The 10,390-nt window shown below is 70.1% G+C and carries 12 protein-coding genes and 1 pseudogene; 10 read left to right on the top strand and 3 right to left on the bottom strand.

Features of this window, described 5'->3' with window-relative positions; genetic code table 11:
- Positions 1 to 1,140: 1,140 nt before the first annotated feature.
- Together CA983_RS46380 and CA983_RS33630 are read left to right on the top strand one after the other, a co-directional pair.
- Positions 1,141 to 1,329 carry a hypothetical protein gene (locus CA983_RS46380; protein ID WP_158101919.1) on the top strand — a complete coding sequence of 63 codons (189 nt, stop codon included), beginning with the start codon at positions 1,141 to 1,143 and terminating at the stop codon, positions 1,327 to 1,329.
- Positions 1,330 to 1,471: 142 nt separating this feature from the next.
- Positions 1,472 to 1,744: a hypothetical protein gene (locus tag CA983_RS33630; protein WP_143645616.1), complete on the top strand. Its 273-nt coding sequence runs from the start codon at positions 1,472 to 1,474 to the stop codon at positions 1,742 to 1,744.
- Positions 1,745 to 1,769: 25 nt separating this feature from the next.
- Here the strand turns inward: CA983_RS33630 and CA983_RS33625 are convergent, their stop codons facing one another.
- Complete coding sequence (locus tag CA983_RS33625) at positions 1,770 to 2,750, bottom strand: helix-turn-helix transcriptional regulator (protein ID WP_086604567.1); 981 nt, start codon at positions 2,748 to 2,750, stop codon at positions 1,770 to 1,772.
- A 98-nt stretch (positions 2,751 to 2,848) separates the two neighbouring features.
- On the opposite strand from CA983_RS33625, the pseudogene CA983_RS49285 reads away from it, so the two are divergent.
- A pseudogene (locus tag CA983_RS49285) lies at positions 2,849 to 3,248 on the top strand (RidA family protein).
- Between the two features lie 184 nt (positions 3,249 to 3,432).
- Here the strand turns inward: CA983_RS49285 and CA983_RS33615 are convergent.
- Entirely contained in the window at positions 3,433 to 4,176 is a 744-nt protein-coding gene (locus tag CA983_RS33615) for a VOC family protein (protein ID WP_086604566.1), read from the bottom strand.
- A gap of 377 nt (positions 4,177 to 4,553) precedes the next feature.
- On the opposite strand from CA983_RS33615, the gene CA983_RS33610 reads away from it, so the two are divergent.
- Both CA983_RS33610 and CA983_RS33605 read left to right on the top strand, forming a co-directional pair.
- Positions 4,554 to 5,237, top strand: coding sequence for a glycoside hydrolase family 11 protein (locus tag CA983_RS33610; protein ID WP_107500308.1), 684 nt, complete (start codon positions 4,554 to 4,556; stop codon positions 5,235 to 5,237).
- Between the two features lie 2 nt (positions 5,238 to 5,239).
- The gene (locus CA983_RS33605; RefSeq protein ID WP_086604565.1) at positions 5,240 to 5,920 is read left to right on the top strand and encodes a polysaccharide deacetylase family protein; all 681 of its coding nucleotides are present in this window, start codon (positions 5,240 to 5,242) and stop codon (positions 5,918 to 5,920) included.
- 93 nt (positions 5,921 to 6,013) lie between these two features.
- Here CA983_RS33605 and CA983_RS33600 read toward each other — a convergent pair whose 3' ends face one another.
- Complete coding sequence (locus tag CA983_RS33600) at positions 6,014 to 7,246, bottom strand: HNH endonuclease signature motif containing protein (protein ID WP_086604564.1); 1,233 nt, start codon at positions 7,244 to 7,246, stop codon at positions 6,014 to 6,016.
- A gap of 111 nt (positions 7,247 to 7,357) precedes the next feature.
- Here CA983_RS33600 and CA983_RS48995 point away from each other — a divergent pair, with 111 nt between their 5' ends.
- The 5 genes from CA983_RS48995 to CA983_RS33580 all read left to right on the top strand — a co-directional run bounded on the left by CA983_RS48995 (position 7,358) and on the right by CA983_RS33580 (position 10,357).
- Positions 7,358 to 7,489: a hypothetical protein gene (locus CA983_RS48995; protein ID WP_279628489.1), complete on the top strand. Its 132-nt coding sequence runs from the start codon at positions 7,358 to 7,360 to the stop codon at positions 7,487 to 7,489.
- Positions 7,490 to 7,551: 62 nt separating this feature from the next.
- Positions 7,552 to 8,046 (top strand): hypothetical protein, encoded by a 495-nt coding sequence (locus CA983_RS33595; protein WP_143645615.1) that lies wholly within the window; start codon positions 7,552 to 7,554, stop codon positions 8,044 to 8,046.
- Positions 8,047 to 8,246: 200 nt separating this feature from the next.
- Positions 8,247 to 9,041, top strand: a complete 795-nt coding sequence (locus tag CA983_RS33590) for an SAM-dependent methyltransferase (RefSeq protein WP_086604562.1) — start codon at positions 8,247 to 8,249, stop codon at positions 9,039 to 9,041.
- A gap of 108 nt (positions 9,042 to 9,149) precedes the next feature.
- Positions 9,150 to 9,848, top strand: coding sequence for a hypothetical protein (locus tag CA983_RS33585; protein ID WP_086604561.1), 699 nt, complete (start codon positions 9,150 to 9,152; stop codon positions 9,846 to 9,848).
- A gap of 35 nt (positions 9,849 to 9,883) precedes the next feature.
- Positions 9,884 to 10,357, top strand: a complete 474-nt coding sequence (locus tag CA983_RS33580; RefSeq protein ID WP_086604560.1) for a MarR family winged helix-turn-helix transcriptional regulator — start codon at positions 9,884 to 9,886, stop codon at positions 10,355 to 10,357.
- Positions 10,358 to 10,390: the final 33 nt, after the last annotated feature.

Here is a 10,390-nt window from a genome sequence, read left to right as displayed (position 1 = left end):
GATCAGGGAAGGGCCGGCGACATGGTCGTGGCGCCGGCGTCGCCCGGCCGACGCGGGCGATGAGTCGCCGATGCGGGCGATGAGTCCGGGCTCGATGACGACCGGAGGTCTTCCGGTCGGGCCGCGCCCTCGTCCCACTCCTCGATGCCTCCAGGAGCAGGGCGCGACTCCGTTCCGCCACCGCGAACAGGTCCTGGCGGACCGCACTCAGCGGTGCCGAGAACTACGGCTCCGGGACGCGCACCCGAACTCCGGCGGCGCCGTGCGGAGTACGGGCGCTCACCTCGCCCGGCTTCCGCAACGGCAAGCCGTCTAATCGTGGGTCGCGACCCGCCAGGGAGGTGCTGCTGTGCGCCGGATGTGCCACGGCCGTACCTCCCTCAAGTGGTCGGTGATGCGGAGGTCATATGAGCGCCCACCGTCCCCCCTGGTCAAGAGGTTGCGCGAGAAGCAGGGCATCACGTTTGGGTAACGCAGGGCAGCGGGCGAGGCTGACGGCCTGCCGGTCGCCCGGCGGGAAGGCGCCTTCTTCGGCAGAGATATTGACGCTCGGCAGGCATGGCCATACCTTTCGGTCGTTGAACGAAGTATCGAACTCCGTGCGACATCCTGGACGATCGACCCCGCTGACGGTCCCTCCTTGCACGCTGGTCCGGGTCGAAGCCACGAAATGAGGGCACCGTTATGACGGCGACAGATCCGGCAGCGCCGCGGTCCGTGTGACCCGCCCCTGTCTGCTACCGCCCACGGGACGGGATCGCGAACGCCGGACGCCTCGCGCCCGGACCACGGCACGGCATGGCGCGGCTTGGGGCGGCTTGGGGCGGCGCCCCTCATCGCACGGTGCGCATCCCTGAGGAGCCGGACGCGGACGGATACGCGTGTCCCGTGCGACGTGCGTGTGCACGTCCACCGTGATGCCGATCTGCGAGTGCCCGAGGGTCTCCATCACGACGCGGGGCGCGACTCCGGGCACCGTGAGGAGAGTGGCGGTGTCGTGCCGGACATCGTGCAGCCGGTCGCACGAAGGCCGGCGGACTGGGCGACGCGGGTGAACGAGGCGTAGGGGTTGCGATGGCCTGCCGTCGGACGATCCCGACCAGTTCACGCTGAGGCGACGGCCTTGATCTCGGCGGGCACGTGCGCCGAGTCGTCGGCGACCAGGCGATCGTGGTCTCCGGGGCTGCGCAATGCGCCGGCGCCGCCGACCACGAGGACGCGGATCCCGAGTCGTGCGGCGATTCCAGCACCGTACGAGTAGCGCCGACCAGGAACTCCTCGTCGACCGGCGTGGTCCGCATGCTCCGCGCTCGCACGACCGTCGACTGACGAGCTAAGCCCGTGCCACAGCCGGTCCGCGCCGTGCCGTGCCGTGCCAGCAGGATCCGCAAGTGCCTCCTCCCGCCAATTGATCACCCTGCCTCACCTCAAGAGCCACGGCAGAGTGCAGCAAGAGCCCTACAGTGTCGGCATGTTCGAGGTGATCCGTTGGCGCTGCTATGCCCACGTGACCGACCATCGCGGCGCCGAGCGAGTGGTCGGCCGCATCGGAGAGCTGTGGCCGCACGCTATCGAGATCGAAAGTTACGAGCGGTACTGGAAGTTCCGGGAGCTGGCCGAGCTGCGGTTCGTCTCTCCCCTCCGTTTACGGAATGAGTTCGAGGGCATCGCGTCCTCCAACACCGGAGCCAGTTTCCGTGTCCCCGGCATCGAGTGGATGGAGTTCACCATCACTGCCGGGTGAGGCCGAAGTCGGCGGGCTCGGCCGATTACTCTCGGGGTGGCCCTCCGTAGCAGGTGGCGATCGCGGCGGCGCGCTCGCGCAGGGAGTCGCGCAACCACTGCGGGGCCAGGGCCTCCGCGTTCGTGGCGAGGTGCCACAGGGCCCATTCTGCGTGTCTCGGATCCTGGAAGGTCACCTCCAGCCGCAACCAGCCGTCCGCGTCGGTTTCTTCGGCGCGGACGGCCAGCGCGGTGTCCACCAGGTCGTGCCGCCGCGCAGGGTCCACCCGTACCAGCACGGTGACTTGGTCGCCGCCGGTCCGGAACCGCGTGCTGCGTTCCTGCCAGGCCCGGTCCAGGTCGACCCGGTCCGGTCGCTCTGCCGGTTCGGTGAGTTCTTCCGCGGCCCGGATGCGCGACAGGCGGTAGGTGCGGTCCGCGCCGGACCGCGTGGCCAGCAAGTAGCCCTGGTCTCGAACGGTGACCAGGCCGATCGGGTCCACCGTGCGCCACCTCGGGGTCTGGTCCGCAGCCGCGTAGTGGATGCGCAGCTTGTGCCCGGCGAACACCGCGCGCCGGACCTCGGTCACTATGGCGTCGGGCACCTCCTCGGCGACCAGTCGGCGCGCGAGGAGGTCGGTCTCCGGGTCGATGAGCACTCGCTGGGCCGCGCCGGCCGCGGTGGCCCGATGGCTCTCGGGGAGTGCGTCGACCACCTTGAGCATGGCCGAAGCGAGCGCCGAGCCGAGGCCGAACGCCTGCGCGCCACGCCGTGATCCGGCGACCAGCAGGGCGAGTGCCTCGTCGTGGTTCAGTCCGGTGAGTTCGGTACGGAAACCGGGCAGCAACTCGAAACCGCCGTGCCGGCCGCGTTCGGCGTAGACCGGGACACCGGCTGCGGACAGCGCCTCGATGTCGCGCAGCACGGTGCGGGTGGACACCTCCAGCTCGCGGGCCAGCGCGGCCGCGGACAGCCGACCGTGCTGCCGGAGCAGCAGCACCAGCGATACCAACCGGTCGGCGCGCATACGAAAACCCTACTGGAATACATGACATGCGATGTCGTGATTCGTTGGGAGGCTTACCAGCATCAACAAAGGCCCGCTGCACACGAGAGGTGACTTGCATGACACACGCCCTTGTCAATCCAGACGGTTTACACGACCCGGTCCCGTTCGGTTACAGCCACACCGCCACCGTCCCCGCGGGTACGGAATTGGTGCTGGTGTCGGGCCAGTACGGATCAGGCCCGGACGGGGCGGTCCTCTGCCGACTTCTCCGAGCAGGTGAAGCAGACGTTCCGCAACATCGGCGTCGCCCTTGCCGCCCATGGGCTTGACCTCAGCAACGTCGTCCAGCTCAGGACGTATGTGGTGAACCATGACGTCAGCAAGCTGGGACCCATCGCCGGGGCCGTGCAGGAGGGCTGGGGTGACAAACCGCCCACGCAGACCCTCATCGGTGTGGCGAGCCTGGCAACGCCTGACGTGCTGTTCGAGGTCGAGGCCCTCGCCGCCCGGCCCTGACTCGCCGCCTCGCCCGCGTCCGGGGCTGTGGCGTGAAGGCCTTCAAGGCACCATTCCCCAGGTCGGGACACCAGGGGACAGGCCGTCTACGGATCTCGTAGGCGGCCTCGCCATCCCCCTGCCTTCGCCCCGCGCCGATCCCTCCGGTACTCCCCGTAGTGTCAGGTGTCGTCGAAACTCCCCCTCAGGACGAGCCGAGGACGCAGAACTCGTGGCCCTCCGGGTCGGACAGGCACCTCCACGGGACGTCGCCCTGGCCGAGGTCGAGGTCGGTGGCGCCGAGGGCACGCAGCCGGGACACCTCCGCCTCCTGGTCGTCACCGGGGTACGGCAGCAGGTCGATGTGAACGCGGTCCGGCACGGTCTTCCCGCCGGGCATGCGGAGGAACTCGAGATACGGGCCGACGCCCTTGGCGGAGCGCAACACCGCGTGATCGTCAGTCACCTCATGCAGGGTCCAGTCCGTCGCCTCGCCCCAGAACCGGGCCATGGCCCGCGGATCCACGCAGTCGACCACCACCCGGGCGATCGGCCCGGTGTCCCGGTAGATCTCCCGGTGCTCCAGCACGCAGAACTCGTTGCCCTCCGGGTCGGCGAGGACCGTCCACGGCACGTTGTCCTGGCCCACGTCGGCGGATGTCGCACCGAGAGTCTTCAGGCGCGCGACCAGCTCCGCCTGATGGGCCGCAGAAGTGGTGGCGAGATCGAGGTGCACACGGTTCTTCGTCGCGGGCTTGGGTTCCGGGACGGCGACGACGTCGATGCAGACGGCGACCGGGTCCGGCCAGACGAAGCCGCCGCCGGGTTCCACGTTGGTCACCCCGGGTCCCTCGCTGGAAACACCCCAGCCGAGCGCCTCCGCCCAGAACCGGCCCACCGCCGAGTCGTCAAGAGCCTTTATGTTCACCTGAACAGGTCGCAATGCCATGCCGGCGATCCTATGCAGCCGCTCTGCGACGACATCCCGCCTTCGCCAAACAGAGGCCCAAACAGAGGCCCTCACATGCTGGCCGCACTGTTCGTACACACCGGCGTGCGGATGTGATCCGGAAACGATTCGAAACATTCGAGTACCGGAAGATTTCCATCCGCACAGGAAGGGCAGCGAGACCCGAACACCCTCACCGCAGCCCACCCACAACCCCCTCACGAACTGCGGAAGTCGGCTGTCACCGAACCACTCCCGCATACGAATCATTCGAAACCATCACCGAAACTATTGACAGTTGACAGGGCCAGGCCAACACTCCCGATGACACAGCCTCCCCATCGACCAACCCCACGAGGACGAGGAGGAAGCACCCCATGAAGAAGTCATCAAGCCGCTTGCGGCTGCTCGTCAGGAGCGCCTGCACCATGTTCCTGCTGGCGGCGGCGACCATCGCCCTGCCGGGCACCGCCCACGCCGACACGGTCGTCACCTCGAACAGGACCGGTACCGACAACGGCTACTTCTACTCGTTCTGGACCGACGCCCCGGGCACGGTCTCCATGACCCTGTCCGCAGGCGGCCGTTACAGCACCTCATGGCGCAACACCGGCAACTTCGTCGCGGGCAAGGGCTGGAGCACCGGCGCCCGCCGCAGCGTGACCTACTCCGGCACGTTCAACCCGTCCGGCAACGCCTACCTGACCCTCTACGGCTGGACGGCGAACCCGCTGGTCGAGTACTACATCGTCGACAACTGGGGCACGTACCGGCCCACGGGCCAGTACAAGGGCACCGTCACCAGCGACGGCGGTACGTACGACATCTACAAGACCACGCGGTACAACGCCCCCTCCGTCGAGGGCGTACGGACCTTCGACCAGTACTGGAGCGTCCGGCAGTCCAAGAGGACGGGCGGCACCATCACGGCCGGCAACCACTTCGACGCCTGGGCCCGCGCGGGCATGCCCATGGGCAACTTCAAGTACTACATGATCATGGCGACCGAGGGTTACCAGAGCAGCGGCAGCTCCAACATCACCGTGCACACGGGACCGTGACGATGAGGGCCGGGCCACGCGCACGCGCACTGCTCACGACGCTGGCCGTCCTCGCGACGGCCGCGACCACCACCCTCACCGCCGCCAACCCGTCCCAGGCCGCCGCCTGCGACGGATACGTCGGACTCACCTTCGACGACGGCCCGTCCGGCAACACGACCGGACTGCTCAACGCACTCCGCCGGAACGGGCTACGGGCCACGATGTTCAACCAGGGCCAGTACGCCGCCGCCAACCCGTCCCTGGTCCGGGCCCAGGTGTCCGCCGGCATGTGGATCGGCAACCACAGCTACACCCACCCGCACCTGACCCGCCTGAACCAGGCACAGATCGACTCCGAGATCTCCCGGACCCAGCAGGCCATCGCGAACGCGGGAGGCGGCACACCGAAACTGTTCCGCCCGCCGTACGGCGAGACGAACGCGACGGTCAAGTCGGTCGCGGCCCGCCAGGGCCTCACCGAGATCATGTGGCACGTCGACTCACAGGACTGGAACGGCGCGAGCACCGACGCGATCGTCCAGGCCGCCGGCCGCCTCACCAACGGCCAGGTCATCCTCATGCACGACTGGTCGGCCAACACCCTTGCAGCGATCCCCCGCATCGCCCAGGGGCTGGCGGCCCGGGGCCTGTGCGCGGGGATGATCTCCCCACAGACGGGGCGTGCGGTGGCTCCCGGCTGAGGAGGGATCAGCGGGGACACCGCGGGGAACACCCGTACAACCGAGCGCACTTCCGGCGCGGCGGCGACAAGTGCCGTCGCGCCGGCCCGTGTTCTACAGCGACGGCCCGGGAGGAGCGGTTCCGCCTCCACCGCCGGTGGCGTGCCGCTCCATCGCCACCTTGAGCAGAGTCTCGCGCAGCGTCTCCCGGGTACGCCCCCGGGTCTTCACCGCATGGCAGTTGGGGCAGAGGGCCACCATCTGGCTGGGGTGGTCGCGGCCTCCCAGGGCCAGGTCGACGACGTGGTCGACCTCGAGGAGGGGGTGGTCGCGGTCGGTGACATCGGCCGGCTGGCCCGTGCAGCCGGGGTTCTCGCAGCGGCCCTGGCTGCGGCTCAGAACCAGATAGCGGGCGGCCCGGGAGCGGACCGGTCTGTGGGTGGTCCGGGAGACACGGCGGCCGTGGGTCTTCGATTCCTGTTCCTCGACGAGCCTGCAACCGCGTTCGTACTCGGCGGCGGTGATGAGCCACTGTTCCGGTGCGCGATCCGGCGGGGTGTGCGGTTCGGCCGACTCGACGTCGTCCAGACCGACGTCGGCGAGGAGCGGGGCGGGGTCGAGGTCCTCGAAGAACGTGCCGAGGAGTTCGTCGAGGACGGCGAGGCGGGTCACCGCGGAGTGCCGGAACCGGTCGTACACGGGCTCGGCGAGGCCGCCGAGCGGCTGGTGCGTGGCGAACCATCGCTTCAGCTGGGCGTCGCCGTGTGCGGTGGGTACCGGGCGCGGGCAGTCCCGCAACTCCCAGATGTCGTCGCGGTGGAGAGACGCGACCGGGTAGTCGGGGCGCAGGCGCTCGCCCCTCACTCCGTGTCTCCGCAACAGATCCTTGAGCGCTTCCTCGGTCTCCGGCCAGGGAAGGAGCCGGGGCTCGCCGCGGAGGGCGCGTCCCATGGCCCACAGCAGCGCGATCGGTTTGTAGAGGGCGCGGCCGTTTGCGGAACGGTTCACCTTCAGGTGGGTGATCCGGGAGATCAGCTCGTCATGGGGCGGGTCGCCCGCCCCGGGCTCCTCGACGACGTCGAAGCCGAGGCGTTTCAGGAGGCGGGCGGCGTGCTCCGCGCCACCGGAGAAGCCCTTCGCGTCCGGGGACAGTGCCCGCTCACCGGGCAGGAAACCGTGTGCCGCCCCGACGATCGCCTTGGAATCGTAGTGCCTGCCCCCGTGCACCAGCAGGTAGCGGCGCGCACGCCGGAACCCGTGGCTCTTCAGGAAGGCGTCCCGTCCGAGCCGGTCACACTCCTCGATCGCCTTCTCGATCTCGACGCGCGATATGTCCGCGAGTGCCATGCCGGAAACCCTATGCGACCGGTCTGACAGCGCGGGATTTTCCGGCCTGTTGATGCTCCTATTGCCGGTCAAGCGGCACAGGCCGACCTGTTCGTACGGCGGTTTCTGGAGGTGGGGATCGTCGGGCGCACCACCCGCTACGACACCGACCCGGAGTTCAACCCGGACGGCACGGAAACCGTGCGGGTCATCGCCGAGCACTTCGGGCTGCCTGCCGCAGCCCTCGCGCCGGGGCGCGAGTAGGTCGGCGTACTTGAGTACGCGTGCTCATGACGGTCCCGCCAGGCCGGAGTGACCATGGCGGTATGAAGAATCGGGGAATGCTTTCGGCCGGGGCCACGCTCGTCCCGGGGGTGCCTGTCGCCGCCTGGGGGCTGATGGGGCAGCAGAACTACGACGGATTGCCGGCGAGTGAGCTGGACTACGCCTATCAGCCGTGGGACATCGGGGACGGTGTGGCCGCCGGTGTCGGCGGGCTCGCGCTGGTGCTGGCGGGGGTCGGTGCCGCGATGCTCGTGCGGGGTGCGCGGCGTGGCGCGATGGACCGGCGCTGGTGGGGGGTGGTCGGGCCGCTGGTGGTCGTCGGGCTCATGGCCGGTGTGGGCTGGCGGATCCTGACCGCGGGGGTCGTCGGGGCCAACATCGGTGCCGGGCTGCTGATCATCTTCGGTACGCCGGTCGCCGCCGGGCTGGTGCTGTGGGCCCTGGGGCGCGGCGTGTGGCTGGCGACGCGACGGCACGGGGACGACGGCGGGACCGGCGGCCGGCGCCTGGGCGGTTTCGCCTCCGGCGGGGTGTGACGGGCGGCGGCTCGCTTCCGCGTGGCCGAAACCCCGCGTCGCGCGGGCCGAGCGCGCCGGTCAGGGACCGCTCGTCTTCCCGGTCGGCGACCAGGTCTTTGGCCCGGTGACGGGGTGGGACAACATCCGTATCCGACTGCGGAGTTCACCTAGGTTGGTGGACCGGTCCCCCTCTCCCCACCCCCCAAGGAGGCCCTGCCGTGCTCGACGACAGCCTGCGTGACCGTATCGACACGTCCAAGCCGCACTCGGCCCGCTTCTGGAACTACTTCGTCGGCGGCAAGGACCACTACGAGGTCGACCGCGAGATCGGCGACCAGATCAAGTCGATCTTCCCGGGCCTGGTCGACGTGGCGGTCACGAGCCGTCGGTTCCTGGGACGGGCCGTGCGGTATCTGGCCGTCGAGCAGGGTGTGCGGCAGTTCCTGGACGTCGGCACCGGGCTGCCGACCGCCGACAACACGCACGAGGTCGCCCAGCGCGTGGCACCGGACTCCCGGATCGTGTACGTCGACAACGACCCCATCGTGCTGGCCCACGCGAGCGCCCTGCTCACCAGCACACCCGAGGGCCGAACCGCCTATCTGGACGCCGACCTGTACGACCCGGAGGCGGTCCTGGAGGCCGCCGCGGGCACGCTCGACCTGTCCCGGCCGGTCGGCCTGATGATCCTCAACACGCTGGGGCACGTCGCCGACTACGAGCGGGCGCGTGAGCTGGTGCGGCGGCTGATGGCGGGGTTGCCGGCCGGCAGCCACCTGGTGATCAGCGACAGCACCGCGACGAGTGAGGGCATGATCGCCGCGTCGGAGGCCTACAACGCGAGTGGGGCGGTGCCGTATTACGTCCGTGAGGTCGCCGAGATCGCCGGGTTCTTCGACGGGCTGGAGTTGGTGGAGCCCGGAGTCGTACGGGTGCCCGAGTGGCGGCCGGAGCCCGCCGTTGTCAACGCCGCCGGTGTGGATGCGTACTGCGGCGTGGGCCGCAAGCCATAGCGTCCGTGGTTCGGTGCGGCGCCGTGGGGGCTGGTCGCGCCCACGCGGCGGAGCCGCACATCGATGCAGCCCGCGCCCCTGGGAAGCCACCCGGCGATAATCAAGGACATGTCCGCACCACCCCCTGTCCCCGAGCCCGTCCAACGGCTCATCGGTGATCTGCTCGCGGTGGGTGACGCGTACGCCCTCGTCCTCGCGGGCGGGTACGCGGTGCTGGCCCACGGGCTGGTGCGGCGGGCCGGACCGGACGTGGACGTCGTCACCGAGCACCCCGCCGGGATGGACGGCATCGCCGACACCGTCCGGACGGGGCTCGTGGCGCGCGGCTGGCTCGTGCGGACGCTGGAGAGCGATCCGCTGTCCGCCCAGTTCCTCGTCACCGACGCGGCGACCGGTGCGGAGTACGAGGTCGGCCTCCGCAAGGAGGTGCTGTGGCGCCCGCCCGTGCTGACCGGGCTCGGGCCGGCCCTCTCCCTCGACGACCTCGTCGGCACCCGCGTGCGGGACCTGGCCGACCGCGGCCTCGCCCGCGACCTGGTCGACGTGTACGCCGCCTCGGCCCGCTGGAGCCACCCCGAACTGGAGGAACTCGGCCGCCGCCACGCCTCCGAGCCCTTCGACCTCACCGACCTCCAGGCGCGGCTGACCGGCACGGACTGGCTCGACGACAGCGCGTTCACCGCCCACGGCCTCGACGCCCCGGGCGTCGCCGGACTCCGCCGCTGGGCCCAGGAGTGGGCCGACGACATCGCGGAACGGCTCATCGAGGGCGGGGCCCCGGACGAGAGCGCCCCCGACGAGGAGTGACCCGCGCGGGACTGACCGGTCGGTACCCTGACCGGATGGGGAAAGGGGCAACCGGGCAGGTGGGGGTGGTCGCCGCGCTCGTACGGGCGGCGTTCCTGGTGGACGGTGTGTACGCGGAGGCCAGCCGGGCGTACGGGCTGACACCGCAGCAGGGGAAGCTGCTGTGCGTGCTGATGCCGCAGCCGTACGGGATGGGCGAGCTCGGGGAGATGCTCGGGCTGGCGAAGTCGAGCCTGACCGGGCTGGTGGACCGGACGGTGCGGCGCGGACTGGTGCGGCGGGAGGCCGACCCACGCGACGGCCGGGCCGTGCGGGTGGGGCTGACGGAGGAAGGCGCCGCGCTCGCCGGGAAGTTCTATGCCGAGACCTGCCGCCGGATGGAGGCCCTGCCGTCCGGGCTCAACAGTGCCGAACGGGAGCGGCTGGCCGTACTGCTGTCGCGGGTCGTGGCCGACAACGGCGTTCCCGAGGTGTTCGTGGAGGCCGAGCAGGTGTTCGCCGCCGAGTAGCGGCCCTTCCCGGGAACCCTCCAAGCCTTCCAG

Origin of the sequence: Streptomyces swartbergensis (genome assembly GCF_002148965.1) — a bacterium.
Taxonomy (GTDB): domain Bacteria; phylum Actinomycetota; class Actinomycetes; order Streptomycetales; family Streptomycetaceae; genus Streptomyces; species Streptomyces swartbergensis.
Note: the sequence above shows the minus strand (reverse complement) of the source record. Positions and strands in the feature narration are given on the sequence as shown.

Coding starts and splice junctions, on each gene's coding strand:
- CA983_RS33630 (WP_143645616.1), top strand. CDS start 1,472: ATGTTCGAGGTGATCCGTTGGCGCTGCTATGCCCACGTGACCGACCAT.
- CA983_RS33625 (WP_086604567.1), bottom strand. CDS start 2,750: ATGCGCGCCGACCGGTTGGTATCGCTGGTGCTGCTGCTCCGGCAGCAC.
- CA983_RS33615 (WP_086604566.1), bottom strand. CDS start 4,176: ATGGCATTGCGACCTGTTCAGGTGAACATAAAGGCTCTTGACGACTCG.
- CA983_RS33610 (WP_107500308.1), top strand. CDS start 4,554: ATGAAGAAGTCATCAAGCCGCTTGCGGCTGCTCGTCAGGAGCGCCTGC.
- CA983_RS33605 (WP_086604565.1), top strand. CDS start 5,240: ATGAGGGCCGGGCCACGCGCACGCGCACTGCTCACGACGCTGGCCGTC.
- CA983_RS33600 (WP_086604564.1), bottom strand. CDS start 7,246: ATGGCACTCGCGGACATATCGCGCGTCGAGATCGAGAAGGCGATCGAG.
- CA983_RS33595 (WP_143645615.1), top strand. CDS start 7,552: ATGAAGAATCGGGGAATGCTTTCGGCCGGGGCCACGCTCGTCCCGGGG.
- CA983_RS33585 (WP_086604561.1), top strand. CDS start 9,150: ATGTCCGCACCACCCCCTGTCCCCGAGCCCGTCCAACGGCTCATCGGT.
- CA983_RS33580 (WP_086604560.1), top strand. CDS start 9,884: ATGGGGAAAGGGGCAACCGGGCAGGTGGGGGTGGTCGCCGCGCTCGTA.